The sequence below is a fragment of the Mucilaginibacter sp. MD40 genome (assembly GCF_002288635.1).
GTDB lineage: Bacteria > Bacteroidota > Bacteroidia > Sphingobacteriales > Sphingobacteriaceae > Mucilaginibacter.
Genome location: NZ_NRSW01000001.1, coordinates 891,121 through 917,765, shown reverse-complemented (window position 1 = coordinate 917,765; position 26,645 = coordinate 891,121). Strand labels below are relative to the sequence as shown.

General features: G+C 43.5%; 27 protein-coding genes. 1 reads left to right on the top strand and 26 read right to left on the bottom strand.

The window, feature by feature from the left end:
* Positions 1–6: 6 nt before the first annotated feature.
* The 24 genes from CKK33_RS04155 to CKK33_RS04035 all read right to left on the bottom strand — a co-directional run bounded on the left by CKK33_RS04155 (position 7) and on the right by CKK33_RS04035 (position 24,328).
* Positions 7–3,354, bottom strand: coding sequence for a SusC/RagA family TonB-linked outer membrane protein (locus CKK33_RS04155; protein ID WP_095702899.1), 3,348 nt, complete (start codon positions 3,352–3,354; stop codon positions 7–9).
* Positions 3,355–3,501: 147 nt separating this feature from the next.
* Positions 3,502–4,674 (bottom strand): FecR family protein, encoded by a 1,173-nt coding sequence (locus CKK33_RS04150; RefSeq protein WP_095702898.1) that lies wholly within the window; start codon positions 4,672–4,674, stop codon positions 3,502–3,504.
* Positions 4,675–4,793: 119 nt separating this feature from the next.
* On the bottom strand, positions 4,794–5,384 hold the full coding sequence (locus CKK33_RS04145) for an RNA polymerase sigma-70 factor (RefSeq protein ID WP_095702897.1): 591 nt from the start codon (positions 5,382–5,384) through the stop codon (positions 4,794–4,796).
* Between the two features lie 818 nt (positions 5,385–6,202).
* Complete coding sequence (locus CKK33_RS04140; protein WP_233138143.1) at positions 6,203–6,835, bottom strand: Crp/Fnr family transcriptional regulator; 633 nt, start codon at positions 6,833–6,835, stop codon at positions 6,203–6,205.
* 101 nt (positions 6,836–6,936) lie between these two features.
* A complete protein-coding gene (locus CKK33_RS04135) occupies positions 6,937–9,189 on the bottom strand; it encodes a TonB-dependent receptor domain-containing protein (protein ID WP_095702895.1) in 2,253 nt (750 codons plus the stop codon).
* Between the two features lie 162 nt (positions 9,190–9,351).
* Entirely contained in the window at positions 9,352–9,732 is a 381-nt protein-coding gene (locus CKK33_RS04130) for a hypothetical protein (protein WP_095702894.1), read from the bottom strand.
* A gap of 2 nt (positions 9,733–9,734) precedes the next feature.
* Positions 9,735–10,154: a hypothetical protein gene (locus CKK33_RS04125; protein WP_095702893.1), complete on the bottom strand. Its 420-nt coding sequence runs from the start codon at positions 10,152–10,154 to the stop codon at positions 9,735–9,737.
* Positions 10,154–10,921 carry an ABC transporter permease subunit gene (locus CKK33_RS04120; protein WP_095702892.1) on the bottom strand — a complete coding sequence of 256 codons (768 nt, stop codon included), beginning with the start codon at positions 10,919–10,921 and terminating at the stop codon, positions 10,154–10,156. Before CKK33_RS04120 ends, CKK33_RS04125 begins: the two co-directional genes overlap by 1 nt.
* Entirely contained in the window at positions 10,915–11,631 is a 717-nt protein-coding gene (locus CKK33_RS04115; protein ID WP_095702891.1) for an ABC transporter ATP-binding protein, read from the bottom strand. The genes CKK33_RS04120 and CKK33_RS04115 overlap by 7 nt, the downstream gene beginning before the upstream one ends.
* Positions 11,619–12,854 (bottom strand): nitrous oxide reductase family maturation protein NosD, encoded by a 1,236-nt coding sequence (locus tag CKK33_RS04110; protein ID WP_095702890.1) that lies wholly within the window; start codon positions 12,852–12,854, stop codon positions 11,619–11,621. The genes CKK33_RS04115 and CKK33_RS04110 overlap by 13 nt, the downstream gene beginning before the upstream one ends.
* A complete protein-coding gene (locus CKK33_RS04105) occupies positions 12,854–13,294 on the bottom strand; it encodes a nitrous oxide reductase accessory protein NosL (protein ID WP_095702889.1) in 441 nt (146 codons plus the stop codon). The genes CKK33_RS04110 and CKK33_RS04105 overlap by 1 nt, the downstream gene beginning before the upstream one ends.
* Positions 13,291–13,866: a hypothetical protein gene (locus tag CKK33_RS04100; protein ID WP_095705741.1), complete on the bottom strand. Its 576-nt coding sequence runs from the start codon at positions 13,864–13,866 to the stop codon at positions 13,291–13,293. The genes CKK33_RS04105 and CKK33_RS04100 overlap by 4 nt, the downstream gene beginning before the upstream one ends.
* Positions 13,867–13,924: 58 nt before the next feature.
* Positions 13,925–15,907 (bottom strand): Sec-dependent nitrous-oxide reductase, encoded by a 1,983-nt coding sequence (gene nosZ / locus CKK33_RS04095; RefSeq protein ID WP_095702888.1) that lies wholly within the window; start codon positions 15,905–15,907, stop codon positions 13,925–13,927.
* 20 nt (positions 15,908–15,927) lie between these two features.
* Positions 15,928–16,428, bottom strand: a complete 501-nt coding sequence (locus CKK33_RS04090) for a cytochrome c family protein (protein ID WP_095702887.1) — start codon at positions 16,426–16,428, stop codon at positions 15,928–15,930.
* Between the two features lie 181 nt (positions 16,429–16,609).
* A complete protein-coding gene (locus tag CKK33_RS04085) occupies positions 16,610–17,038 on the bottom strand; it encodes an Rrf2 family transcriptional regulator (RefSeq protein WP_095702886.1) in 429 nt (142 codons plus the stop codon).
* A gap of 44 nt (positions 17,039–17,082) precedes the next feature.
* Positions 17,083–18,036, bottom strand: coding sequence for an iron-sulfur cluster repair di-iron protein (gene ric / locus CKK33_RS04080; RefSeq protein ID WP_095702885.1), 954 nt, complete (start codon positions 18,034–18,036; stop codon positions 17,083–17,085).
* A 76-nt stretch (positions 18,037–18,112) separates the two neighbouring features.
* Complete coding sequence (locus tag CKK33_RS04075; RefSeq protein WP_095702884.1) at positions 18,113–19,300, bottom strand: hypothetical protein; 1,188 nt, start codon at positions 19,298–19,300, stop codon at positions 18,113–18,115.
* Positions 19,300–19,581 (bottom strand): metal-sulfur cluster assembly factor, encoded by a 282-nt coding sequence (locus tag CKK33_RS04070; RefSeq protein ID WP_158223391.1) that lies wholly within the window; start codon positions 19,579–19,581, stop codon positions 19,300–19,302. The genes CKK33_RS04075 and CKK33_RS04070 overlap by 1 nt, the downstream gene beginning before the upstream one ends.
* A 37-nt stretch (positions 19,582–19,618) precedes the next feature.
* Positions 19,619–20,905, bottom strand: coding sequence for a cytochrome C oxidase subunit I (locus CKK33_RS04065; RefSeq protein WP_095702882.1), 1,287 nt, complete (start codon positions 20,903–20,905; stop codon positions 19,619–19,621).
* Entirely contained in the window at positions 20,902–21,723 is an 822-nt protein-coding gene (locus CKK33_RS04060; protein ID WP_095702881.1) for a DUF2249 domain-containing protein, read from the bottom strand. Before CKK33_RS04060 ends, CKK33_RS04065 begins: the two co-directional genes overlap by 4 nt.
* A 146-nt stretch (positions 21,724–21,869) precedes the next feature.
* A complete protein-coding gene (locus tag CKK33_RS04055; RefSeq protein ID WP_095702880.1) occupies positions 21,870–22,784 on the bottom strand; it encodes a DUF5712 family protein in 915 nt (304 codons plus the stop codon).
* Positions 22,785–22,798: 14 nt separating this feature from the next.
* The gene (locus CKK33_RS04050; RefSeq protein WP_095702879.1) at positions 22,799–23,350 is read right to left on the bottom strand and encodes a BfmA/BtgA family mobilization protein; all 552 of its coding nucleotides are present in this window, start codon (positions 23,348–23,350) and stop codon (positions 22,799–22,801) included.
* Positions 23,351–23,759: 409 nt separating this feature from the next.
* Positions 23,760–24,065 (bottom strand): hypothetical protein, encoded by a 306-nt coding sequence (locus CKK33_RS04040; protein WP_095702877.1) that lies wholly within the window; start codon positions 24,063–24,065, stop codon positions 23,760–23,762.
* On the bottom strand, positions 24,065–24,328 hold the full coding sequence (locus CKK33_RS04035; RefSeq protein WP_095702876.1) for a helix-turn-helix domain-containing protein: 264 nt from the start codon (positions 24,326–24,328) through the stop codon (positions 24,065–24,067). The genes CKK33_RS04040 and CKK33_RS04035 overlap by 1 nt, the downstream gene beginning before the upstream one ends.
* 304 nt (positions 24,329–24,632) lie before the next feature.
* Between CKK33_RS04035 and CKK33_RS04025 the strand changes: the two genes are divergently transcribed.
* Positions 24,633–25,334, top strand: a complete 702-nt coding sequence (locus CKK33_RS04025) for a hypothetical protein (RefSeq protein WP_095702874.1) — start codon at positions 24,633–24,635, stop codon at positions 25,332–25,334.
* Positions 25,335–25,636: 302 nt separating this feature from the next.
* Here the strand turns inward: CKK33_RS04025 and CKK33_RS04020 are convergent, their stop codons facing one another.
* Both CKK33_RS04020 and CKK33_RS04015 read right to left on the bottom strand, forming a co-directional pair.
* Positions 25,637–26,314, bottom strand: a complete 678-nt coding sequence (locus tag CKK33_RS04020; protein ID WP_095702873.1) for a zeta toxin family protein — start codon at positions 26,312–26,314, stop codon at positions 25,637–25,639.
* Between the two features lie 2 nt (positions 26,315–26,316).
* The gene (locus tag CKK33_RS04015; RefSeq protein ID WP_143822895.1) at positions 26,317–26,586 is read right to left on the bottom strand and encodes a hypothetical protein; all 270 of its coding nucleotides are present in this window, start codon (positions 26,584–26,586) and stop codon (positions 26,317–26,319) included.
* Positions 26,587–26,645 lie beyond the last annotated feature (59 nt).

Here is a 26,645-nt window from a genome sequence, read left to right as displayed (position 1 = left end):
TTATGGTTAAAATTTTAAACGGGCAGAAAAACCGATGCTGCGCAGGCTTGGCTGCATAAAATAATCGATACCCTGGTAATATGTTCCGGTATTCGCGGTTGATTCCGGATCATACGGCGCTTTGTTGTAGAACATAAATAAGTTACGGCCAATCAACGATACGTTGAATCCTTTGATCCATTTGTAGTATTTGTTGAGCGGTATATCATAACCTATAGAAGCTTCGCCGAGCCTAACGTTAGTTGCGCTGTAAACATACATAGAGCCTACGCCTGATGAACCGCCGCCAACAACCTGGTAGTAAGCCTGCGCAGGTACCTTAAAGCCATTAACAATGGCGCCTCCATTATCCCTGGCAGCAGCGCTGTTTTGCGAAACACCAAAACCATCCATAATAGCCTGCGTTACCGAAACGCCAACACCACCAACTCTTGCCGAAATTAAAAAGCCTACATCAATGCCTTTGTATGAAAAGCTGTTTCGCCAGCCAAGGTTGAATGATGGATTAGCGTTACCTGCTTTTACAAAACGGTTCTGGTCTGCAGCAACAGTGTAGTTGGTCGGGTTGACGTAAATATTACCATGCTCATCAGTTTGCAAGGTATTTACGTAAATATCACCCATTGAGCCGCCTTTGGTAAGCAGCATTTTATAGCTGGTTGTACCGCCAAGGTCAAGGGTATCCTGAGAAACCTTTACCCCTAACTGGTTTACGTTGGTCTGTGGCAACAGTTGATTGACCTTGTTACGATTTAATGAATAAACCACATTCGATGTCCAGCGTACTGCGCCCAGGTCTTGCTTTAACGCAACTGAAACTTCAATTCCCTTGTTATCTATCCGGCCACCGTTTATGAAAATATCGCTGTAGCCGGTTAATTCTGAAACTTTTACGTTAAAGAGCTGGTTAAATGTAGAGGAACTATATACCGTGCCATCCACCTTCAATTTCCCGTTCCAGAACATCATATTTAAACCAGCCTCATAAGAGCGTGTACGCTCCGGTCTCAGGTCTATTGCTGCTGACGTGAGCAGGTTAGGCGTACTGCCCGGTATCAACACAGGATAGGTTGGTATAGTGAGGTTTGGTGGAGGGGGATTTCCCACCAAACCATATGAAAACCTGACTTTCATGAACGAAAGAAAATTAGACTTGATATTTAAAGCATCGGTCAGGACGCTGGACAAGCCTAAAGAAGGATAGTAAATGGCCTTATTTGGCGTATTTACCAATGAAGATGGCTGGTCTCTCCTGAAAGTTGCATCTAAATAAACGAGGCTTTTGTAGCCGACCTGCGCGGTAGCGAATATGGATGGCGTTTGTACATGTGTATTATTCTGTAATACTTTGATCTGGGTAAAATCAATATTGGTATAGCTGAATAAATTGGGAACCGCACCCAGGTTACCGGCAATGGAAGCATCACCGTATTTCTCGTCAAGCAAACTTGCGCCTACGTTAGCACTAATAGAAAATTCCCTTATTTTTTTATTGAAGTTGAATAAAACATCAGCGTATGTTTGGTTTGTTGTGATGTTATACCGATGGTATGCCCCGCTTGCACTTGCAAACAAACCCGCGGTAGATGCATAATATTTACGCTCATTCAACGCTGTTGACTGGTCGTTTTTCACACGTGCGGTTACGTTTAACCAACTATTAATAGTATACTGTAAGTTGGCAGTTAGCATATAGCGATCTTTGTTGTTCTGGAACAGATCACGCTGAGTTATCCAGTAAGGGTTTTGCATCTGGAAGCCCTGATCGCCAAACGGCCAGTACTGGGTTTTAAAGTTACGCTCGGGGTTGTAACGTTCAAACGCCTGGTACTTGCGGATATCATCTCCCCTCGGAAATAAATAAATAGGCACCAGCGGGTTAAAATACTGCCCCTGTGCAAGCATGTTCTGTTCCTGAAGACTAACATACATGGCACTCAGATCAAGCGTTAACTTATCTTTTAAAAATTTACTGGTATTGCGTAGGTTAAAATTATAACGCTTAAGATCATTGTTCTGGATGATACCATTTGCATCTGTTACCGCCGCAGAAAAATAAGTTTGGTTCCTTTCCGTACCTGTTGACAGGTTTAACGCGGTGGTATTATTCACCCCGGTTTGGAAAAAATCACGTGGGTTGTACGTGGAAGGTGTCTTCAGTTTATCGCCCCAACTGGTAAACGTTCCCTCTTCTGAGCCATAGGTGTTCTGGAATTTTGGCAATACAAAAGGGCTCGAAAATGTCGTGCTATGCGATACCGTTGCCGAAAATCCATCCTTAGATCCGCGTTTAGTGGTAATGACCACCACGCCGTTGGCACCGCGGTTACCGTAAAGTGCCGCCGCCGATGGCCCTGTAAGGATGGTTAATGACTCAATATCCTCCGGATTGATGTTTGATATACCGTCACCGGTTTGGCCTGCTCCGGAGAACACATCGTTAGGTTGCTCTGACCCCAAAGCTGGCAAAGGTATGCCGTCTACCACATAAAGCGCATTGTTATTTCCGGAGATTGACTTGGTACCGCGCAGGATTACCCTTGTGCTTCCGCCGGGGCCTGTTGAGCTGGCGTTGATGGTGGCACCTGCAACTTTACCTGCCAATGAATTAATAAAGTTGGGGTCTTTAACAGTGGTTAGCTCATCACTACTTACCTCCTGCACGTTGTAGGAAAGCGTACGTTTTTCCTTTTTAATACCCAGGGCGGTAACGACCACGCCACCTAACTGGTTTTGTACGTCAAGCAATGTGATACTGTAAACAGTTTGTTCCGTTACATTGATTTCTGTTGCCTGAAAGCCGATAAATGTGACTACCAGGATGTCACCCGCTGATGCCTCCAGCGTAAACTTTCCGGAAACGTCTGTAGTGACCGCTTTTTGTGTTCCCTTAACCTTTACGGTTGCGCCAGGAAGCGGTGCGCCTTTATCGTCTTTCACCGTGCCCGAGATCTTTTTGTCTTGTATGGCGCGTTGTACTTTAGGCGCGGGATTTGACTGCGCACGTATCACAATAGTTTTATTGGATATAGAATAAGTAAGCGGCAAGCCTTTCAAACAATCTTTTAAAGCTTTGTCCAGATCGGTATTGTTAAATGATACGTTCAACTGGTGCTCATCAAACAGAGGCGAAGTTGCCCAGAGGATGTTATAGCCAGTTTGCTTATTGATCTCGTTTAGTACAGATTTTAAAGTTGTGCTTTGTTTACTTAACGTAATCTGTTGTGCATAACATCGTAAATTTAGCTGCATGATAAATAATATCATGGTAAGCGCTATGACCTTTGATACCACACCAAGCCATTTGGATGGGCTGGTGTGGTCAAATAAGTTTTGGGTAAAGAGTTTTAGCATTAATTAAGTTATAATTATTTTTAAATCAATTAGTTGAGCACGGTAATCGTGCGTGTAATAAGGCAATAACTTACCTATACGGCTTCGAAAGCCGTTATGAGCTGTCAGTCATAAATTTAATTTTTAGGTTATATTATATGGTGATTTTTACTTCACTACGATCCTGTCCCGATCGATGTTAAAGTGTACTTCTCCTGTCAATTCCAGCGTTTTTAATAACTCAGTTACGTTGGCAAACCGATTGATAACACCTGCAAACTTTTTAGTTTTTGCCCGCTCATTCTCAAAGATGACCTGCACTTTGTACCATCTTTCTACCTTTCTCATAATACTTTCAAGCGGCTCATCGTTAAAACGGAAATACCCGTTTTTCCAGGCGACAGCGCCTTCGATATCAGCCGGTACAACCTTGATGTCTGCATTATCTACAATGGATTGCTGGCCTGGTGTTAATATCCGTTGTTTATCAGATCCCGGCCCCGATCCGGCATGAATGTTAACTTTGCCTTCAAGTAAAGTCGTTTTTGTGGCGTCATCGTTATCATAAGCACTGATGTTAAAGTGGGTACCCAGTACTTCCACCGATTGCGGATGTTTACCACCGCTTTTTACAGTAAACCTGACACGGCTGCCCTCAGAATTGTAAACATGCGCTACTTCAAAATAGGCTTCACCGCTTAGAACCACCGAGCGGTCACCATCGCCAAACCGAGAAGGGAAATGCAAGGTCGACCCCGCATTTATCCAAACCCGTGTGCCATCAGACAAGGTCAATTGATACTGACCGCCGAAAGGAACCGTCAGTACGTTATATGCAGTAGAAACTTTATCAGCGGCTTTCCCGCCGGTGTTTTGGTAAACTAATTGGCCGTCCGCATTTTTTACAGCTCTATATCCGTCATTACTCAACAGGGCGCCTTTCGCGGCATGTTCCAGGTCTATGGTCTCGCCGTTTGCTAATGTAAGCGTTGCCTTGTTGGATCCTGCTTTAATATGATTGACCGCATAGGTTTTTACAGAGGCGTCATTTCCTGCCCGGTTAAACCAAAAAATTAAACCAACGGCAATAACAATAATAATAGAGGCCGCAATTGCCGCCACACGCCTGATGTAAACCATCCGGCTTTTGTTCAGAACGGAACGATCAATAGTCGCCCACATTTTGACTGATGAACTTAAGAATTCTTCATCGCCTAAGCCGGCTGGCCCACTCTGATTGTACTGATTTAGCCACGCACGTAAAAATGCCAACTCTTCCTCGGAACAGTTACCTTCGCGAAGTTTCTTTAATAACGAATGTGCCTCGTAATCTTTTTTCATGAATTGGTTTTAAAATGGCTGATTCTCAGAATCTATGGTAAAGACACTTAGAAAATCAACATTGGGTATTAGGATTAAATATTTTTTTAAAAGGACAAGGATTTCTGAAAATCAGCTTTTTAACGGGAGATTAAATAGAAAAGAATGGCATAAGTGCCAAATTTATTGCGGAGAACCCGCAACGCGTTTTTTATCTGCGTAGCCACAGTGTGCTCTGAAAGGCCGAGTTTCTCTGCAATTTCTCTATTGGTCAGGTAATGCTTCAGTCTTAGTTCAAAGATTTCTTTTGTACGAGGAGGAAGATTAGCGATCTCGTTCTCTATAAGCCTACTAAAATCCTTTTCCCGTATGCGGTAATCCGTATTATCGGACGACGCTCTTATAAAATATTGCAGCTGATCTACATGGCGGTCATTAATTGCCTTGTGTCTGAGTACATTAAGCAATTTATTTAATACGGCCCGATAAAGATATGATGAGAGCGAAGTGGCTATATTTAAACTATCACGTTTGTTCCAAAGCTGTATAAAAACGTCTTGAACAACATCTTCAGCTTCGTCTTTATCGTGCAGCTTCCTAAAGGCGTATGATAACAATAGAGAGTTGTAACGGGCGTATACTTCTTTAAAAGCAGGATAATTACCATTGCTAACCAATGCAAATAATTCACTGTCAGGCAGTTTAGCAATAACAGTTTCGCTCTGACGCATAGTTAGGGGTATATGTAAGTTGTTCTAAAATTTGAAACAGTTACAGAAAAGATTTATTACACAATAATAAATAATAACTGTCTTTATTAAACTTGTTTATTTACATAATCTGCCGGTTAATACCTAACATTTTATTTACCGCAAAATAATATACAATTGTTAAACGACTGTAATAAAGTTTAAATTTCGAGTAAGCGCTTCGAAATATATTAGCTAACGTTTAAATTACCATTAAGTAACCACCCACGCATACAGCTGGTGATATAATCAACGGTATTTTCTATAATTATTTGATTCCTGGCAATTTATAAATAAAGACTCGACAAAAAAACGGCGATTTTTTAAAAGGCAAAACCTTTTAGAGCTTATTAATAAAATTTTACCCTTTTTGATGACAGGTAAATGTGGTTCAAACGCTATTTTAAAGTTGACTTTTGACGATGAAAAGCTGTGCCAGGAAACTATTTGATGAAGGAATTTTGGACTTGGCTAACTTCTTTTTTCAGCATCATTCCGCGTTATTCAGTTCCATCAAAATTTTACCTATAGCGCGCCCCATCAACTAAAAAACGCCGATCTCCTGTAAGAAACCGGCGTTTTAAGTAGCCCGTAGGGGAATCGAACACGATTAAAACCCTATTGACTTACAATACTTTATATGGTTGCCGATGTACTACGCACCGAATTACTAACCATTATTTGATGCAGATTAATTACAAATCTTACGATATAAAGATAAGAAATATTGCATTACCCAACAATTTTAATGGATGGATTTTAGTAAAAACATAACCGTTTAATCATGTCGTGTGTCCATATCAGACACCCGTCGTGAGTCCGGCCAGTTTTTGGCGGTCATTGATCCTGATCTGCTTACCGGTCACGATGACGATATTTTCTTTTATCAGGTCCATGATCACGCGGAAAACTGTTTCGTAGGTCGAAGCGGCGAAAGCAGCAAGATCATGCCGGGACAGGGTAAGGTTAATGTAGCCAGCGGCGTCTTCGCCAAATTGCTCTTCCAGTGATAACAAGGCTTGCGCCACCCGCCCTTTTACCGGCATATGCGCCAGGTCGCGCATTTTCCGCTCGGAAACATCCAACTCTTCTGCGAACAGCACCATGAGTTTATAGCTCAAATCACTATTGGTTTTCAGGGAGGCTTCAAAAAACTTGATGTCTACAAAACAAACTACCAGCGGTTCTATAGCAGTGGCGGACACGCCGTAAACCATTTTGCTGCCCAGTCCCCGGTGTCCCAGTATTGTGCCATCGGCAGCAAACCTAATGATCAGTTCTTTGTCATCGCCCCATTTTTTATGAACTTTTGCCGTGCCGGAATAAACGAAATAGATGCCTGTTACCTGTTGCCCTTCGCTGAATATCACCTCTCCTTTTTTGAATTTCAGGTTTTGTTTATGGAGGTTGATGGTCTCGCGCCATTCCGGCACCGTGTTGCTGCACAGAAAACATTTTTCGAGATTACATCCTTTTTGGGGCTTGTTCATGGACTTTCGTTTTTATATTCGGTTGGTAATGATAGGATAATTTGTCAAAAGAAAAAAGCCACCCTCAGTTTCGTAAAGAACGGGGTACCAGGTGTAAAACTCATCTGGTCAACCGGTGCGGCTTCTCCTCTCAGGCGGCTCACCTGTTCAACGGCATATTCGTTCCACTGCTTGTTAAACAGGTTTTCTACCGTGAGGCCAACCTCATAACGCTTTTGACTGTAATTGATCTTCAGGTCGGTAACAAAATAGCCGTCTGCAATCAAGGTATTCGTGTTATTTCCGGGGCGGTCGTGCATATAACGGTAGCTCAACCCGCCGTTGATCCCGTTATTTAATTTAAAATCCAGACCGCCGGTGCTGGTCAGCGTCGGAGCCAGCGCGAGGTAGCCGGTTTTTTTTGTACTGTCAGCGTATCTTGGGTGAGCCATATTGATGTTGAGATCAGCAAAAAGCCATTTAGCCAGCTGGTACCGGGCAGAGAGATCAATACCCGAACGTTTGGTTTTGCCGCCAGGAGCAATGTCACCATCATCGGTGTAAACAAATTCCTGCGACAGGTATAAGTACCAGACCGCTGCGTTGATGAATAAGCGAGGCATTGGTTTCCAGTTCAGCCCAAGATCTGCGCCATAGGCTGAAGGAATAGTTTCCAGCCCGTTATTACCGATCACCGCGATCGCGTTATTGGAGTGAAATCCTTTGCCTGCTTTCAGATAAAACTGTACCTGTTCGTTAGCGGTATACTGGACGTTCAGTTTTGGGCTCAAGACCAAACTGTTTTTAGTGGAATCATGGTAACCAAATTTAAAGTAATCCAGCCGGGCACCGGCATTGAACTGCCATTTACCGTTTTCCAGTGTTTCATCCAGGTAAATGGCCGTATTGTTTTGTCGGATGTCGCCCTGGGTGATGTTATCCAGGAATTGGTATTGTTTGGTAACGTGGTCATAAACGGTGCCATAGGTACGGTCAAAGCGGCTGCTTAATCCAATGATGGAAGTCAGCAGGTTATTGCCCCAGTATTTGCGTTTACTAAGTTTGCCGTTATAACCGAACATATCCCGTGTTTCCGCTTGCTGACGCTCGTCGCCGTTAACACTGTCTGACGCGAAAAAAGTGGAGTTCACATGCAATGAAAAAGTGTAATGCGTGTAGTATAACTGATTTTCCATAGACCAGTCGTTTTTCAGATCAGTAGTTAAACGCGCAATCGCATTGATCCTTTTAGACTTACCTCCCTGAGCGCTGTCGAGGGCTGCAAACCTGTCGATGGTTACAGGAGCAGCCGGGATCCTGACTGCGTTTCCCTGTTCATCCAGCGCAACTGTATTAGCCGCAACTACCCGTTCGGGTATTTCCCCGGAAGCGATCCAACTAGTACTAAAGGTAGAAGCGCTTAGGGTTAATTTATTATTTGCACCTATTTTTCGGGTGTACTTCCCAAACAGGTTGGTACGTTTATAATGTTCCGGCAGTTTAAAAGCGCCGTCGGTGTAATTGTATTCGCCCGCGATATAGGCTGTTTGTCCGTTTTGAGCGGCTTGCTTTCCTAATAAATCGACCAGTCCGGCGATACGAAAGGTATGGAACTGTCCGCCCTCCAGGCTGATCATACTTCTGTCTATGGCGTCTTTGGTGGTATAACTTAGATAGCCTGCCGTAGCCAGATCGCCATAAGCGGAATAATAAGGGCCCTTACCAAAATCGAAATTCTTTACCGTTTCAGGGATCAGGAAATGCAGGTCGGCATAACCCTGCCCGTGGATGTGGGAAACCATATTGACCGGCATACCATCGACCGAAACACTCAGGTCAGTGCCGTGATCCGCATCAAAGCCCCGGACAAAGATCTGTTCCGCCTTACCGCCGCCCATATGCTGGGCGATGAACAAGCCGGGTACCAGGCGCATCAGGTCCTGTGAAGAATTGACCGGGCGAAGCCGCAGATCTAGAGTGCTCAGCGTGTGAAATGGGCTGCACATCAGCGAGGGGGCGATCACCACCTCTTTAAGATCAACCTGCCCGTTATCCATTACAATGCTCACCGGCATGGCTGAATTGCGTACCGGGAGAACTTTTGTAGAATAACCGATATAAGTGATCGTTAAGGTCGCCGTATCTGATGAAAGCGAAAGCTGAAAGTCCCCTGTTTTATTGGTGCAACATAACTTTCCATTGGCCCGGATACAGGCGCATTCCAGCGGCTGTTTATTGGTATTATCGGCGATATGGCCTTTATAAATGTATTGTGCGTTTGCCCATTGCACCGCTAAAACGGCGATTATGATAAGCAACGCTATTTTTTTAGCGTATTCATTGAAATATATATTGAGTAAACCACTTGCGGTTTGCTGATCGTTAAAAATTGTTGATTAGACCGGAAGAAACGGTCCGTACATAAATTATCCATTGGAGGTGCCAAAAGGCTCCTCCTTGATGGTTGACTTCAATAAGGATCAACTCAATTGGGGCGGGCGGAATATGGAGAGAAAAGTACCTGCCTGTTTACCGTAATTTCCTACGGACGGAAACGGGTTTTCGATACCCGTGCTCCATAAGGTGCTGTTGTGAAAGAGATTGTTGACAAAATAAACATCCTGGAACAGGTTTTTCTGCGCCTGGCTTTCGGCATTGTTTTGTTTGTCTTCCGCTTGCTTAATCTTTTTCATCAGGTAACATTTACCGTTGCAATGAAGGAAAGGTTTATCGCGGTTTTCGCACAATTTGGCGGCGATATAGCTTTGGTTCATCTTGAAACCGACGTAAACAAACAGCCGGGAGTAGTTAACGGTGAGTACCGAGAAAATCAAAAGCCATGCCGTTAACTGCTTTAACATCTTTATACCTTAAAATATTGATTGAATAGCGCTAAGCGTTTTTTTATTGCACTAAAGTGGATTTTGGCCGATGCTGCATTAGTCGCCTTCCTAAGTTGATTAACCTGTTCCATCAAAGGTTCCAGCCATTTATGCAGGGCCAGGTGATCCGGGCCTTTCATCCGGCATTCTTTGATCATTTGATCGATACCTGACTGTAACGTGTTGCCTGCCATGTGATAGTCAGCCATCGTATGGCCGTCGGCTTTTTTGGCGATCTGCTGGAGACGGGAAACATTCTTACCGGTAGCCTGGTCGATTTTCCATTTGGTGCCATTATTTAACACTAATTCCTCGGAAGCTTTTTCATGCTGATAGCGGCTCGTTGCATGAAGTGTAGAAAAAGCGAGGACAAACACAATAACAGTTGTTATTTTTTTCATTATAGGTCTTTCTTTTTAAATATTTTAAGTGCAAAAAATAGCGGTACAATGATCCAGATCATTTGCATCAACAGCGAGAACACGATCCCGATACCACTTCCAAAAAATTCCTGGTATAATGCCCCGGTATAGCCCATTAGCGCGGAAATATCGAGTTGCAGCAAGATCAGGATTCGGGCCAGGTCTATGGGGTTTAATGCCGTTAAAACGATCATCGCTTTTTCCAGCGGATAATCGGCAAAAAGGGTCAGGAACATTAAAACCAGGCCATCGAATATGATCGAGAAATAAAACCAGAGCATTAAAGCAAGGCCAATGCCCTTGGCTTTATCGCGTGTAATGGTCGATGTCAGGAAAGCCAGTGAAATAAAGCTTAATGTCAGCAGGCAGCCCGAGATCATAAGTGTGATGCCGGTCGCAGAAAAGGCAAACAGGCACACAGGGATGCATACGCCAATAAAAAAGGCAAGCAAAATGGAACTGCTGATCCCGATGAATTTGCCCAGTAAGATATTTCGCCTGCTGATAGGCTGCGATACCAGCATTTCAGTGAACTCAGCCGCATTGAAATAATAGGTCGTCGCGTAAACGATACTCACCAGCGGAACGATGATCAGGATAACCGTTGTAATGCTCACCAGGCCTTTGGTTACGTCTGCATCTGATAAGAAAATGGTCAGGCTGATCGCCAGTAATAAAAGCGTATATGCCAGCAATACCTTGCTGCGTACGATATCGAGGATGATATATTTCGCGATCTTTAGCATGATGGTGAACTTAATATTTGTGTTAAGGCCTTGCTTAGTTTCTGCTCACCGGTCTCCAGTTTCAGATCCGTTAAGGTCTTATAAAATTTGATCTGGCCTTCAAAAAGGTAGAGGATATGATCGGATATTTCATCCGCTTCGCTCAGGATATGGGAGGTTACCAAGATCAGTTTGCCTTTAGATTTTTCTTCCAGTATTTTTTCTTTCAGCGCTTCGGCTGCGAGCGGGTCAAGGCCGGCCGACGGTTCATCCAGGATCAGTACATCTGGATTAAACATAAATGCCAGCGCAGCGCTTACTTTTTGTAATGTGCCGCCGGATAAGGTGCGCATGGTTTTTTGATACATACTTTCAAGCTGGTAAGCTTTGAGCAGTTCTGTATCAACCGCGTCCTGTTGCCGGATATCCATAACCATTTTAAAAAGCTGGCCGATCGTCATATTATCAGGGTAATGTCCTATTTGGGGCATATAGCCGATGTGCCTTTTATAATCAAAGGTGTTCACGACAGACCTGCCTTGAAATAAGATCTCTCCGCCATCCGGTATAACCATCCCGAGGATGGATTTGATCAGCGTGGTTTTTCCTGAAGCATTTGGCCCCAGAATGGACACCACCCCGCCGCTGGCGAAATCGCAGCTGACATTTTTGAGTACTTCCAGCCGCCCAAATGATTTTTTAAGTCCATTGACCGCTATTATTTTTTCCATGGTTTCATTCTTGGTTTTTCGTCTTTAACAGATTCGGGCGTAATGGATGGAATAGCGCGTTCTACCTTGTCGATCAGGTTGACGATGAAACTCCGCATCAGCATGACGCTCTGCGGGTTCTGTTCGATGATCTGCGCGTACAAGCTTATCGGGCGGTACGGTATATCACCGGTACCATCCTTGTTCAGGTCATAGCCTTCGTATTTATCCCAATAGTTGTCATTGAAATAGATCTCTTTTAGGGTACCGTTGGTGGTGACGTCAAAAGAGTTTCCTTTATAGTTGTTTTGGGTGAAATGGTCCTTATTACAGCTGGCCAGTACCCGCATGGCCCAGCCATTGGATATAAAATCGTTATGGGTCACCGTAATGCGGTCGGAGTTTTCCATATAAATGCCGGTGGTGTTCCGGATAAAATGATTGCCTTCGATCCGCGCATCGGTGATCTCTTTGAGCAATACGCCATAGATGGAACTTCCCCAGTTTTCGATGAACGTGTTATCCAGCATGGCGATGCGCCGGGTATACATCACGGAAACACCTGAACCGTTATTTTTAAAAGTATTGTGACGATAGGTATCATCATCCGAAAACATAAAATGCAGCCCGTAACGGATATTCTTTTCACTGAAATTATTCTCGATCAGGCATTTTTTAGCAAACTCGAAATAGATTCCATCCCGGTGCCGGGTCACGTAATTCCCATTGAGCAATATTTCCTTACATTTCCATAAATGGATACCGTTCCCGGAGTTCTCGATGTTGTTGGAGCCGGTAATATGATTATGCAATACCTGGATATGTTTACAGTTGGACAAGTAGATACCAAAAAAATTGTTGACGAGGATATTGTTGCTGATGGTCACAAATTCCACATTACTTAGCCTTATTCCTGCAAAATCACGCATAGAACCGGTTTTTGAATTTTTGATGATAAAACCGTCAAGTTTAACATGTCCTGAAGTGATCGTCAATACTTCTTCCTGGAAACGGGCATCCAGGACAGGTTGGTTCTGCCCTAAAATGGTCAGTTCTTTATCCACTATCGTATTCAGGGAGATATAGGTTCCTTTTTCGACGCGTATCGTATCTCCATTTTTAGCGAGGGTTACCGCCTGTTTGAGCGTTGCCACTTTTGTTCCGGGAGCCACGATGATCGTGTGAGCCCATACCGGAACCGGCAGCATAAACAGTAAACCTATTTTAACGATGAGCGATCTCATTATTTATTTTTACTTAATAACAGTGACCAGTCATAGACCTGCGCCGACTTGTCCTTTTTTGCGGCTTCTGCCGCCGGCCGGGATTGAAAAGCCGCCAGGTTACCCCCCATAGGAGAGGACAGCGAACTATCCCGGAGGAAAAAGGATTTTCGGGCATCGGTAAATTTTCCTGGATTGGTAAAATCATTGACTAAAAAGACACTCTTAGCGTCGGCAGCAATGGCAGGGTTTTCCTTTAAAAAACCGGTCATACATTCAGCCGCGTCAAATTTGAATACTTTGCCTTTGCCGGTGATCAGCTCAGCAGCGAAACGCTTATCCATGATCGTCATTTTACAATGCGTACAGGCGTCTTTGCCATAACGGATAGGCTCAGGCTCATGGCTGCAAGCTGTCAAAAGACAGCACAGCACCATTGTAATGATATTTAACCTTTTCATTTGATCTTGTTTGGAGAAATTTGTGGTTTATAAAAAAGTGCAGCGGCGACCAATACCCCGCCTAATCCGACCAAGAGCCCGCCCGTATCGGGTAATGATCCGGCAGTGAAATTGAGCAGTTGCTTATAGCCAAAAAGCGGCGGCTGGTAATTCATCCCTTCGACCTTGATAGCGGCATGTGGATTTAGTTTGTGTCCATAGCTATATTCCCACATATAAAAGTCGCTAAACCCAACGATGGCGAAAAGGCATAAGCCAATGAACCAGGCCCATAGGAGTTTGCGGCTTTTGGAGAGGCCCGCGGCAATACCGATGAGTGTCAGCGCGCCAAATACAAAGGGAAGTATCTTAAATTCTTTAAAATCGTCGACAGAAATAAATTTCATGCCGATGTAGTGGTTCAGACCGTTGATCTGATCGATACTTCCTGACAATCCATTCAGCCAGATTTTCATTTCCAGGCCTTCGGGATATTGGGGAGCATCCAGTAAAATATGCCATAATGGAAGAAAATAAGCGCTCAGCATCAGCAGGCAGCTGATGAAGATCAACACTCTTGTATGGGTTTTCATGATCAGAGGATTAACAAAGTGTATGGTGTTTTCCAAAACCATACACTTTGATTTTAAATTATTGGGTTACCGGGTTTTCACCGATAGAGAATTTAATAGGCACATTAGAGCCTGCTGGAGACACTCTGAAATAGCCCTGCATTTCCTGGTGAAGCGCTGAACAGAAGTCAGTACAATAAAAAGGAACAATACCTGCTAATCCGGGAGTCCATTTTAAGGTACAGGTTTCACCCGGCATGATCAACAGTTCTGCATTATTCGCACCCTTGATCGCGAAGCCATGCGGTACGTCCCAATCCTGTTCCAGGTTAGTTACATGGACATAAACTTCATCTCCGATCTTAATGCCTTCAATATTGTCTGGTGCAAGGTGCGAACGGATAGCGGTCATATAAACATCCACCCGGTTGCCGTTTCGGACTACCTTGGTCTCTTTTTCAGACTTGGTGGCATAAGCGTTTTTGTTGTCTTCCAACTTGAAGAATTTGACCTGGTTTTTTAGGATCTTTTCCGCCGGGATCATTTGCGCATAGTGTGGCTCACCGATGGTCGGGAAATCCAGTAAAAGTTTCATTTTATTACCCGTAATATCGATCAGCTGGCAAGCCTGGGCAAGTTCCGGGCCTGTTGGCAGGTACCTGTCTTTGGTGATCTTGTTTAATGATAGCAGGTATTTACCGAATGGCTTTTTGGAATCACCGCCTACAACAGATAAGTGGCCAGGTGAATAATAAGAAGGTATCCGGTCAGTAATTTCCAAATTGTCCAGTTTCCATTTAACAACCTCTGAGGAAACGAACATGGTGGTATACGCATAACCTTTATCATCAAATTCGGTATGCAACGGACCCAAGCCTGGTTTTTTTACCTCACCGCGCAGTACTGCATCATATTTCAATACCGGAATATTACCTTCGACCATGCCGTCATATTGTTTTTTATCAATAGCGTCCAGCATTTTCTGATAAGAGAATACCGGGATAATAGCAGCCAGTTTCCCACTCGCAACAATACTTAATCCGTCAGGGCTCACGTCTACACCATGCGGAGATTTCGGGCAGGGCATATAATAAACCAAGCCCGGGAATTTTGTGATATCAATGGTCTGTGTTTCCGTCTCTATAACTGAAGTGGCGGTGTGCGTCTTGTCATTATAGACATTATGCGCGTATTTTGCGGATATCTTAGTTCCCTTACCAGCGGCAATCAGTTCTTCCGCTTTTTTCCAGTTCACGGCCATGATAAAGTCTTTGTCACGCTGGCTTGCATTCACCTCTAATAAGGTATGCGCCTGTTCGGTATTATAACAGGTAAAAAAGATCCAATCGTGTGACGGGCCTTTACCGGCGTGTGCCAAATCATAATTGAAAGCCGGCACGATCAGCTGAAAAGCCAGGTTCATCGCACCGTTTTCTTTGTTTACTTTAACGAATGAAACCGCACCTTTGAAAGTTTGCTTAAAGCTGGCGATCGAATTATCTGTTTTATTGTTGTCAAGCGGTTCACTGAAACGGGTATTGCCGACCACATACTCGGTGTTTTCTGTGCAAAACGGAGAGGCGTGATTTCCGCCGATGTTTGGCAACTCGATGATCTCGGCAGTTTTAAAAGTAGCCAGGTCGATACGGGCGATACGCGGCGTGTTATTTCCATTAATAAATAACCAGCGACCGTCATCTTCGCCATTAGTTTTGGAAAGCTCCGGGTGGTGGGAATCATCCCAGGGTACAAATCCGTGTGAAGTATTCAGCATGGGTTTGGTTTCTTCAGAATACCCATAACCATTCTCCGGGTTTTGAGAAAATACCGGAATTACTTTTAGCAAGCGGCCAGAAGGTATACCGTAGGCAGCTACCTGCCCGCTAAACCCCCCTGATAGAAAAGCATATACTTCATCATATTTACCTGGCGCCACGTATACTTTTTGCGCGGCATCGGCGTCGACTGAAGAACCGGCTTTGCCGGGTTTACAGCCATAAATGGTACTGCCCGCTAACAAAGCCAGCACCGGTACCAGTAATTTATAAGGTGAAAATTTCATAATCTTTAAAAGTTTAAATGTTATTTGCTGTCATTTTTTCTAAAGTATTCCAGGATCTGGCGGGTTTCTTCATCCGTTACATTCTGGAACGTCATTTGGGTCAGGTGTTTTGCTAGTAAAGCTTGTCCAACAGGATCTTTTGCTTCCATTTCAACCGGGTTGGTTATCTGGTTCATTATCCATTCCGGTGTGCGCCTTTTGGTTACTCCCAGCAATCCTGGACCAACAACTTTCTGATCGGTCATTTTATGGCAAGCACCGCATTTGGCATTGAAGACGACCAGCCCTTTATCCGCCATGGCGGGATCAATGGCAGTCAGTTTGACATCCGTGAATTTGCCGACACCCTTGCTGTCGCTTTTTGCGGCCGGGTCTATGTCTGCTGTTGAAGCCGGTGCAGCGGCCGGTGCAGCCGTTGAGGTGTTCTCAGAATCTGAGCCACCGTTTGACGGACCGCAGGCATATAAAAAGGTCAAACCTGACACGAGCGTCGCAATCAATAAGGTTTTTAGATTTTTCATTTTGTTGTTTTTAATTTTCGATAAAACTATCAGTAAATACCAAGCAATGATATGACGCTATACCCCATATAATATGATTTAAATCATGTTATATGACATAGTATATTGTTTTTATATTCATTTAATTGCTGTGTATCGTATTAATAAAAGATACAAATGTCTTTTATTGCGTCAAATTTTTTTATTTCAAAAAGTATTTATGCTGCTGGAACTCTTCCACCAATTCGGTTATCGGCTTCTTGCTGAACTCGGCCATTAACAAATCCCGGATCGGTTTAACCTGATCGTGCATCGGGCAGGGCTGTGTTTCCGAACACTTCTCTAAACCCAGCACACAAGAGGTGAACAGGCCGTTGCCATCGATCGCCCTGACGATGTCGATCAGGAAAAGGTCCTGCCCGTTTTCAACATAAAACCCCCCGGTCGGCCCCTTCGCGGACGAAAGAATTTTCTTGCGGACCAGCGTTTGCAATATCTTGCCTGTAAAATGCATGGGTGAACCAATTGCTTCAGCAACCTCGATGATCCCCGTCTTTTCATTCTTCCTGCTTTTAAGGGCGACATAAACCGTCGCCCTGATGGCGTATTCACATGATTTGGATAGTATCATTTTTTGTGCTGTTGATTTTACAAACCTAAATATATAATTATCCTTTAAGATAATTCCTTTTCGAGCTGAATGGCTTTAGGGAACAGAATATTGCTTTCCAGGTGTACGTGACGGTGCAGGTCGTTTTCATACTCTTCCAATTTCTTGAACAGAATAGTATAAGAACTGCAAGCGTCTTCCGGCAATTGGTAGTTCGAGGTGATCGTGCGAATGGTTTCGAAATCACCGCCTACCTGCTCATGTTCAGAATCCATGATCTGTATCGGTACGGAAATTTTTCCAAAGTTTGCAGAAGGGAGCATACCGCCTGAATTATAAACCTGCGCCAGTTCCTTGATAAAGGGGAACAGTATTTTTTCTTCTTTGACCATATGCAAGGTCAGGTCATTTCCGATCCGTCCAAATAATTCCGCCACTTTGATTAGTTCCGGGTGTCTTTCACCGTGTACGCGCGCTACTTTTTGGGCGATCTCCAGTATAAACTGGGTATTCTCGCGGACATACCGATGGTGGGTATTGATAATGTAGTCACTCAGAAAACCAAGGTCCCAGTTTTGAAAATCATTTTCACTGGTGGTGGATGCTTCGCCTTTAACGGCTGCCAGCTGGCGCTCCACTTCCTCCGGACTGATCCCTTTTTTCTCGCAAACTTCAGCGATGGTTTTTTTACCACCACAGCAGAAGTCAATGCCTAAATTTTTAAAGACCTGAGCTTTGCGGTAATCCTTGGCCACGATCTCTCCGATGGTTTCCGTGTTTTCTGCCTCGGTCTTTTTGGCGATCTTCACCTGCCATACTTCCGGGCCACTTTCCAGATAATCCCAAATGAATACCTGGCCTCTTTCAGCCAGAAGCTGATAATACAAAGGTTTAGGATCATGGTCATTGTGAATAATAAAAGCCTCGCCTGCTAACAGGGAATCGAACTTGTCAAAAATCTTTGGATGCTTAAACCGCGGTTCGATCACGGTTACGTCCAGAATGTCTAATACTTCCATTTTCTAAATTGTTAAATAATAAAAGACAAAGTTATCTTTTATTATTTATTAAAAAAGTGATCGTCGTCACATATACTTATGAGCGTTGCCTTTTAGCCTTAAAAAGCAATAGAATGCCGACCGGAAGAAAGGACAGGCAAAGTAAAAACAACAGGAACTGATAAGATGGGATCACGATGGCAAACAGCGCTAACAAGGGTTGTAAAAAGAGCAGGCAGAGGTAAGTCACGGCGAGGATGACATAGAGGATGTTTACGGTGGCAACTAATTTACAGGACCTGATCATCCCTTTTCTTAGAAATTGCCCGATCAGCAGCGGCATGATTATTCCCAGGGTGAGCAAATGGATATAACCAATGATCAGGTTACGGTTGAGAAAGGTCCAATCACCTATAGCCGGGATACAGACAAACACCTGAAAAACACATTTTAATGTCAGGCCTATAAAAGCCGCTCTTTCTATAAAAGACAAATTGCGCCATTGGCTTCTAAAACTAAAACACAGCACAAGCCAGCTGGCCAGGTTTAAGCCAGCGCTAATAGCAGCCAGAATCCAGATAACCCTACCGGGGTTGCTCCACAAGGAGAAAATAAAATAGAGGGGTACCGCAGAAAACACAAAAACATATAGCCATAGCCTCGATCGTCGCCTTAATGGCGTAATCGGGAAAGCAGCAACTAATAGTCCCAAAACAGCCAGGAGCATAAACCCGTTCATTTGGAAATGCAGGTAAAAGTAAATTGCGTCCTGGTAGTACGGTGTGTTTTTTAGCCCCAATGCAGCCAGCGGGCCTAAGGCGAATGGCCCCAGCGCCGAAAGGCATAATAAGAACAGGCTTCCCCGGAGCAGGATATATGCTGGTTCATTCACACGTTTTTTAAGCAAGTTTCCATGGGACACGAGGTAGGTAAAGCGAAAAGTCACCAATACAAAAAGAGTTGAGAAGCTGATGGAAACCAGTTTATAGCCCTGCCATGAAAAACTGGCCAGCATACCGTAGGCGCTTATAAGCGTTAGTAAAAGTATAGCTTTGAAACCGGAACCTATTTTCCCTTCATTGCATAACGAGGCGATCAATAAGGCGATGGAGAAAAACATCCAGCCTGAAAAAGCAAAGTGCGAGTGCGCATGAAGGATGAACTGGTAGTCAAGTTTTGGGACATCGTAAAGCTGCATATAACGCAGTAACACACCGAAAATACTCAGCACGATAAAATTAATGATCGCCCACCGGGGATAATTCAGGCTTTTATACCATTTCATCACAGGCCTAATAATCGTTTACCTTCATCCGTAATACTATCATAAGACCAAACCGGCTCCCAAACGAGGTCGACCGTGGCCTCATAACCTTCATAATGGCCCTCGATACAATTTTTTACAGCGGATACAATACTTTCACCCATCGGACAATACGAGGAGGACAAGGTCATTTCAACCTTGACCCGTTTTTTCGGGGCCTCTATTTCTATGCCATAAACCAGCCCAAGGTCGATGATGTTAATGTGCAATTCCGGATCCATCACCAGACGGAGTGTCTCCATCATTTGTTCTTTTAAAAACGAATTGGGGTCGGTAATATCAAAGCTTGCCATAAGTTATTGTTTTATGAAATAGTACGATAAAGATGTTGGACAGGTACAGCATGGCGGTAACCATCAATGCCGCGATGCCGATATAGATCAGCGGCAGGAACAGCAGGTAACAGCCCGGCATAAACGTCAGGCAAAAGATCAGATAAGACACGGTTTGTGCCTTCAGGAGGTTATCAGCGAAAAGGTCTGCGGGCATGGGGGTTTTAAATTTGCCCGTCAGGTGTTCGTAGTGTTTAACCCAAACAATAAAAGGTAGCGTCTTGAACGTTTGACCCAATATTAACGCGGTGATCCAACCCATTAGCATAAATTCGCCATAGATCATCGAAAAGCGGATGGTCACCGGGTTGTTTTTAAGGTGAAAGTAGATGATAAAAGGAACGGTCAGCGTTGCGATCTTTAATAGGATAAAAGACAGAAAACTGTTCATCATCGGCAGGTCGATATGTTTTCTTAACCGCGACCGCAGGCATTTTAAAATAAAGATAAAATAGCAGGTTAATCCAGCGGCGCCTATCGCGAATATCAGATAGGTCCGCAAACTAAGCCCGTAGAGATAAGAATCTACCAGGAAGTACAGCAGCGCGCCTACAATTAGGTAATAACTGTAGGTGAGCAATTTAGTATTTTGATACGATGATACCAGGAACATTGGTACCAGTTTGGAACTCACGCCTATCAGCATCAGCAGGAACCATCCGATCAACCCCATGTGCGCGTGGAGTTTCAGAAAATGCAGCTGATCCTGCGGAAATATAGACACGGTAAAATTAAACACCAAAGCCACGCCTAATGCGACGGTCAGGCAAAGACAGATACAGGCGCTGAAAATAAAATCCTCCTGGATAGTCTCCTGCTTTTTCTTTTTAGCGGTCAGGTATACATTGACCGTAAATACGAGGACGGCCAAAAGTAATAAGATAGCGCCGCATTGCATATGAATGCCCGGCACAAATACCCAAAACGAATAGACAAGTGTAATCAGCCCCGGCACAAAGAGCGCGAAACTTATCCAGGCGAGTTTTTCGCTGTACAGTTCAGTTTCCAGCACAACAGGTATCAACTGATAAGATGCCCCGAGGATAATCATAGTTCCCCACCCGAGCGCTGCCATATGGGTGATCGCAAGGATCTGCGGGTGAAAATAATGTCCCGTAAAAGCTTTCACGGAAAACAGCATCATCACAGAAAGCACCAAAAAACAAAACGCGGCAGCCACATAATGAGTCACCACGATTTTATAAAGGCCAGGGCTCTGCTTGATCCCGCTCATTTTTTATAGATCAGCATGTTGATATCGGCAGGCCCGATTGTTTTAAAGACATAGGTCAATCCTTGTTTCTCCAATTCCGGCAGCAGGTATACCGGTATCTTTTTGTGATACACAAACAGGGCGCTTCCCGCAACCAGGCTCGGTGTTTGCTCCAGGATGGCCAGCATAGGTTTTGGCATCTCCAGATGTCGAACATCAAGAAAAATAATTCGGTGTTCGTCAAATCTTTTCAACAGCCGGTCGAATTGGTCATTATCAGCTGCCGGGACTGTTAAAGGAATGGTAACCGTTTCATCCGCGATAGATCCTGCTTTGCTAAAATAAGCTATGACCAGGTTTGGTTCGGGATGTTCCACACGGAAGGAAAATCCTTTGTCTACCAGCAAATGGATCAATGGCAGGGGCTCGAAGGCATTGACGAGTTTCAGTCCCTGACCTTCTTCGAGTTTTTTTATAGCCGCTAATATTTCTTTTAGCGGGTCTTTATCCTGTGCCAATACAGGACGTACATCAAGTTCAAGGTAATCCAAAGGCTCCTGGAAAGCAGCAGTCAGCACGGCTATATTATTTTCAACGGAAGTGTCATCAGTTACTTTGAACCCGATCTGCTTCATGCTCCACATAAAATCCGCGATCTCAGTATTTGATATTTTGCAGGCATCGGCAATGCTAACCCTTTTAACCAATAGATTCCGCAGCAAGGGGTTTTTAAGTCTTGAAAATTTTTTATTCAAACCGATCAGCGTCTTGATCACCAGGTCACGGTCAATTTCAAGCAACTGGCTGATCTTTGTTTGCGGGTTAATTGTAAGTTCCATCACGCAAAAATGCGTATGTGGTTTAAATGTTTATATGATTTAAATCATATTATAGAGTGATTCTATCTCACTAAATAGAACTTAATATGATGTATTTATAATATCAACTGGATAAAACCGTCGAGAGTCAAGATTTTTTTTAAGAATTAACGCCCCCGGCTTTTATTCCTGTGCCGATTCTTGCCATAAACCGCTTCGTCATCTACATCATCTGCGATACTAATTCCAATAGGCCCAGCGTAGTCAAACAACGAAGCCAGAGGTGTAGACTGATGATGACCAAGAGTGTTTTCCCGTTCATTCAAGGCATGCGGCTCAGCCGTTTCGGTTTCTAGGGTTTCCATTTTTATCCTGTCTTCCAGGCTGCCATTTTTTTTTGTATTGGCATACGCCATCGTTTCTTTTAACCCTCTGTCAAATTCAAATAGTTCATCAAAAAAGCTTTCCCCGCTTTGCTTAAATGCCAGCCGGTCAAACTGTCCCATCTTTTTGGAATGTTCCTCATTTTTGCCGCGCGAAGTATTCATCGGACTGAGCTTAATCGAATTGGTTCGGTCCTTCCGGCTAACGATGACTTGCACGTGCATTTGTTCGCCTTCCTTGCGGTCACCACGTTTTTTGATGCCTTGTTTAACTTCGGGTTCTTTATGCGTGTAATAACGGTGGTTTTCAAGCTTGGCGAACCATACCAGATCCTCGTGACTTTTGATGCCATCGCGCTTAAAGTTCTGCGCATATGCATCCATCACCCTTACGGCAAATCCTTTGAGCTGCGCTTTCGCGCCTTCTTCACCATATTGCTCCTTTAGAAACGCAATTTCTTTCTGGCTGGGGCTGATATTGACCAGAAAGAATTTAGCATCTGCTTTGCCTAATTTGGCAATATTCCCGTCTAGTGTTTTCATTACCTCGTAGGGGTCTACCTTTATTTGCTGGCCGTTGAACCAATATTCAGGTTCGCTTTTCTTATTCAGCCGGTTCTCTTTTTCCAGGTATTGCACCAGAACGCCGCTGCTGCCTTTATTGGCAGCTTCTTTACTATCACTTATATTGATGAACATTAGTCGGCGAGTTTTTATAATAAAGTCACTTGTTTTTTGGTGGTGGCAATGAGTTCTTCTTTCTCCCTTGCTGCTGTCATCATCGTAAATGCTTCCCGGGCTTTGATATATGCCTCAAGTATGGAGAGAAACTTCACTTTCAGCGTTTCTTTGTCCGTTTGACTGCTTAATATCGTTTCCATGAGCCGCGCAATTTCTCCCATCATGGCTGCCAGGGCTTGCTGATTATTCAACACATCTACATTATGATGGAGTACCGCTGTATTAAATCGGTCGATGATCTGGCGCTGGGATTCACCTAATTTTTCCATCAAAGACTTAATTGGAACCAGCAGCATTTGTTCCTGCATTTTGATGAAACCAACATACTGCTGGTGGTTCTTCATCAACGTGTTTTTGAGGAGTTCATCATTCAGGTCCAACGGATCCTTCTTGCTTTTATAGAAATAATCCACCATTTGTATAAAGACCTTGCGCTTTGTCCTTCCCAGTTTAATGGCGATCTTTTCAAACTTCTGGTCCGTTACTTCTGGATAGCGTACTGATTTGACATTAATATCTTCCATTCCAATTTCATTATGTTGTCATCATATCCCGACACACAGGATACCAAAAAGTATTCTTTTTCCTTTTGTTTTGGTGTTAAAAACGGCTGTGAGTATCCCCGGAGGATACGAAAAACCCCCGTAGCGATAGCGTAGGGCAAGCAAAGCAGGGCTCCGCCCAGCTTCCGCTTGCTCCTTTTTTCCTCCGAAAAAAGGACTTATGAATTTTGGTAACTTGTTCTGTCCTGTCATAAAAATTAATTAGAATCTGTTTCTTTACTTGATATAGTGTTACAGAGCCTGAGCGGGGAATTGCTCTCAGTATAGCAATTGTCAACGCCCGGCGTTCGATGCGAACTTGTTTGCATTGAATAGATTCGCATCGAACTTTGAATGTGCTGGTATACTGTAAATTCTGCCTGGCTGTACATCAGGTGGCCTCCGGCCAGTAAACAAGGCTCTCCTGTTTAGGGCTGAAACTTGGTTGGTAACGGATATACCCATGTTCATCCAATTCACGAATGCACTTGTGATAGGTTGCCACCGAAGCAATCTTGGAATACACCATCAGTTGTTTGCGGGTAATGCCAAAAGGATTGGCATAGCCGCTTTTTTGCCAGGCAGCGAACAAGGCAGCGCATAAGCTGATATGCGTACTGGAAAGTCGATGGTCTTTTCCCATACGCCTGATCAGCCTGCTGTAATCCGCAAAGGCGAGGTTTATTTTGGTTTGCATTAGCGCTCGTTCCCTTCTAGTATTTTGGTAATATCCTCCAGCTTGTAATACATCATCCCGCCGATCTTCGTATAGCGCAATGTTCCATTGATCCGCAGGTTCTGCAAGGTACCGGGAGAGATGCTCAGCATCTTCCGGACCTCTGCACTTTTGAGCCATTGTTTGGATTGCCCGGTGCCAGGCTTGATTATTTCTTTGATCTCGTTCAGTAATTCGGTTTTGAAGATTTTTAAATCTTCCTTTGATAACAGGTCCACATTCATAAAATAGTTGTTTAGTACATGAATAAATTATAGTTTGATATTCCTCCATGCACGAAAAGGCATGGGTAAGCTCCCAGATTAGGGATTATAGAAGATCAGCCGGTTTTGCAACCAAAGCAAATGTAAAAATTTGTTTTGATAATTTAAAATACATCAAAACTTATAATATATTTGCAATGCATTTATTTCCATTTGATTTAATACCGATCGAGATGATTATGCGACGGGAAGAGCAAATAAATTTTTGCAGCAAATCAAAAACCGCTAAAAGCCACTGAAAATAATTTTAAAAAAAGTAAAAAAATTGAAGATCTCTTTTAAAACCTATTTCAATGACCGGCTCAAGCAGGTCTACTTTCATGGGGTAACAACGCATCCGCTATATGTGCAGGTAACTTATGAGCGAAAGACGCACTTTTTTAAAAGTTATTATTTCGAGTTATTGTCCAAAGAGCGGTATTTACTGACCATTCCAGGAACCAGTATCCGAAAAGGGCCAGACCTGCTGGATGTTATCAAAAAGGAAACCGAAGTCATTAAATTCATTACTAACAGGCACCCCGACGACTTTTCATTGGAACTATTTAAAAAGGAATATGCCAATTTCAGTAGAGACCTGTGTGACGAAATGGAAAGCGGATTTATCAATTACCTGCATACCTTCTTCTGGGATGAGGGTATGCCTGCCCTGGGAGATATTATGCTGCATGGCAGCAAAAATGTGATCGCCTTCGATGCTGTCCGGGACTTGAAAAGCTCGTTTAATAAAGATTTGTATGATAAACTGATTGAGCATTCATTTTACTATGCTCCGCCTTATTTGACCATCTATGGTTTTATGAAAGAAACCAAACAATGGCCGATGCTGTTATTAACGGTGATGGAATGGGAACAGCCGGAAACACAAGCAGCGTTTAGGGAATATGCCAGCATAAACTTTCCCGGAATGGATCCGGAAAAACTGAATAGCCAGGTCAACGACTGGGCTCGATTACAAATAAATTAAAGTTGCAATAGGATTGAACAAAGCATTTCATTTTTTCAACTTGAGCAACAACTGAGTTAAACCGGGTGAAAACTCAAGGGTGGGCGGCCGCTGAAAAAAAAACACTTTCGCCCATTTACATGCCCTTGAATTTTCATCCCGGTTTGGCCTAAATTCGCGAAAGGGTGAAAAAACGAATGTAATAACGGTGGGGTGACAAAAAGGCTGTCGTGAGCATAGCGAACGTTAGCCTGTGGGCAAGGAAAAGCTGTTTTTACAATTGCAGCATTGCCAAATGTGAAAAACAGCTTTTCATGAATGGCTTACCGTCCTAAACTATAATCCCAGCCTTGTTCTTCATCATTATCATTTTCTTCACGCCTTGAAATATCGTTAAAACGATTGGCAATATTAAGTACTGTTTCTTCAACGGCTGACGGTAAATCGTCGTTTAGATAAATAATTCGTTGCTGTTTAATTTTCAGTAAGGACTTTAATTCACCGGGGCCTTTTGAAACGTCAATAATCTCAAGATTGTCAAACCGGCCAGAAAAGTACTCCAGATTCTTTAATCCTTCCTCATAGTTATACCGAATGCTGGCCTCGTCAACAAAATGGCCGCCTGTGCTCACTCGAAGTTTTACACGGTCGATCGAAAGTTCGACATCATTAAGCGTCATGTAGATTATGCTGGTATCATAGCCGTTCTGTTTGAAACGGGATATAGTATCCATCAACTGATTATCCCTGAAATTCGTTTCTATGGTAAAATTCTGTTTTTTCTTGATCGCTTCTTCTACAAAGTCAAGGAATATTGATTGCACAGCAAAATGAATACTTTCGACGGGAACGTCTTGGGGTAAACGGGCAGCAACACGCGCTGTTATGATGTCTGCATCAAAAACAACGGCTCCCTTAGGCGATAAATCTCTACTATAGGTAGATTTACCCGCCCCGTTTGGCCCCCCGACAATTGTTAATTGCGGGTTTCCTTTTGGCATGACTACAATATTTTAATAAAACGAGCCTTGCCATTTTCCAGTTTGACCAGTTCTTTCCTGTCACGATATTCATGTACAGTATAAGTGGTGTCCGGGCAAACTAATGGATCGTAATAAGTGAGGTAGCTATTTTTTGCGAAAGCTTCCTGTTTAATCTTTTCAGAGGTGGAACGCACCCTTTCCCGCAACTCTTCTTCTGATAGATCGAAGATCGAAACTGAATGTACATGGCTTGCGGTAGTGCTGCTCATACTTTGATATAGTGTTCTCATACAAATATAGTTATTTTAGTAAATTGATGTTTTGTTCTTTTTGATTTACTTGTTTCTGC

Excerpts from the sequence above, each read along its gene's own strand:
- CKK33_RS04020 (WP_095702873.1), bottom strand. The coding sequence starts at position 26,314 with ATGCCAAAAGGAAACCCGCAATTAACAATTGTCGGGGGGCCAAACGGG.
- CKK33_RS04015 (WP_143822895.1), bottom strand. The coding sequence starts at position 26,586 with ATGAGAACACTATATCAAAGTATGAGCAGCACTACCGCAAGCCATGTA.
- CKK33_RS04065 (WP_095702882.1), bottom strand. The coding sequence starts at position 20,905 with ATGAGCGGGATCAAGCAGAGCCCTGGCCTTTATAAAATCGTGGTGACT.
- CKK33_RS04150 (WP_095702898.1), bottom strand. The coding sequence starts at position 4,674 with ATGAAAAAAGATTACGAGGCACATTCGTTATTAAAGAAACTTCGCGAA.
- CKK33_RS04115 (WP_095702891.1), bottom strand. The coding sequence starts at position 11,631 with ATGGAAAAAATAATAGCGGTCAATGGACTTAAAAAATCATTTGGGCGG.
- CKK33_RS04090 (WP_095702887.1), bottom strand. The coding sequence starts at position 16,428 with ATGAAAAATCTAAAAACCTTATTGATTGCGACGCTCGTGTCAGGTTTG.
- CKK33_RS04085 (WP_095702886.1), bottom strand. The coding sequence starts at position 17,038 with ATGATACTATCCAAATCATGTGAATACGCCATCAGGGCGACGGTTTAT.
- CKK33_RS04110 (WP_095702890.1), bottom strand. The coding sequence starts at position 12,854 with ATGAGATCGCTCATCGTTAAAATAGGTTTACTGTTTATGCTGCCGGTT.
- CKK33_RS04055 (WP_095702880.1), bottom strand. The coding sequence starts at position 22,784 with ATGTTCATCAATATAAGTGATAGTAAAGAAGCTGCCAATAAAGGCAGC.
- CKK33_RS04070 (WP_158223391.1), bottom strand. The coding sequence starts at position 19,581 with ATGGAGACACTCCGTCTGGTGATGGATCCGGAATTGCACATTAACATC.
- CKK33_RS04145 (WP_095702897.1), bottom strand. The coding sequence starts at position 5,384 with ATGCGTCAGAGCGAAACTGTTATTGCTAAACTGCCTGACAGTGAATTA.
- CKK33_RS04125 (WP_095702893.1), bottom strand. The coding sequence starts at position 10,154 with ATGAAAAAAATAACAACTGTTATTGTGTTTGTCCTCGCTTTTTCTACA.
- CKK33_RS04040 (WP_095702877.1), bottom strand. The coding sequence starts at position 24,065 with ATGCAAACCAAAATAAACCTCGCCTTTGCGGATTACAGCAGGCTGATC.
- CKK33_RS04155 (WP_095702899.1), bottom strand. The coding sequence starts at position 3,354 with ATGCTAAAACTCTTTACCCAAAACTTATTTGACCACACCAGCCCATCC.
- CKK33_RS04075 (WP_095702884.1), bottom strand. The coding sequence starts at position 19,300 with ATGAAATGGTATAAAAGCCTGAATTATCCCCGGTGGGCGATCATTAAT.
- CKK33_RS04105 (WP_095702889.1), bottom strand. The coding sequence starts at position 13,294 with ATGAAAAGGTTAAATATCATTACAATGGTGCTGTGCTGTCTTTTGACA.
- ric (WP_095702885.1), bottom strand. The coding sequence starts at position 18,036 with ATGGAAGTATTAGACATTCTGGACGTAACCGTGATCGAACCGCGGTTT.
- CKK33_RS04120 (WP_095702892.1), bottom strand. The coding sequence starts at position 10,921 with ATGCTAAAGATCGCGAAATATATCATCCTCGATATCGTACGCAGCAAG.
- nosZ (WP_095702888.1), bottom strand. The coding sequence starts at position 15,907 with ATGAAATTTTCACCTTATAAATTACTGGTACCGGTGCTGGCTTTGTTA.
- CKK33_RS04050 (WP_095702879.1), bottom strand. The coding sequence starts at position 23,350 with ATGGAAGATATTAATGTCAAATCAGTACGCTATCCAGAAGTAACGGAC.
- CKK33_RS04100 (WP_095705741.1), bottom strand. The coding sequence starts at position 13,866 with ATGAAAACCCATACAAGAGTGTTGATCTTCATCAGCTGCCTGCTGATG.
- CKK33_RS04130 (WP_095702894.1), bottom strand. The coding sequence starts at position 9,732 with ATGTTAAAGCAGTTAACGGCATGGCTTTTGATTTTCTCGGTACTCACC.
- CKK33_RS04060 (WP_095702881.1), bottom strand. The coding sequence starts at position 21,723 with ATGGAACTTACAATTAACCCGCAAACAAAGATCAGCCAGTTGCTTGAA.
- CKK33_RS04035 (WP_095702876.1), bottom strand. The coding sequence starts at position 24,328 with ATGAATGTGGACCTGTTATCAAAGGAAGATTTAAAAATCTTCAAAACC.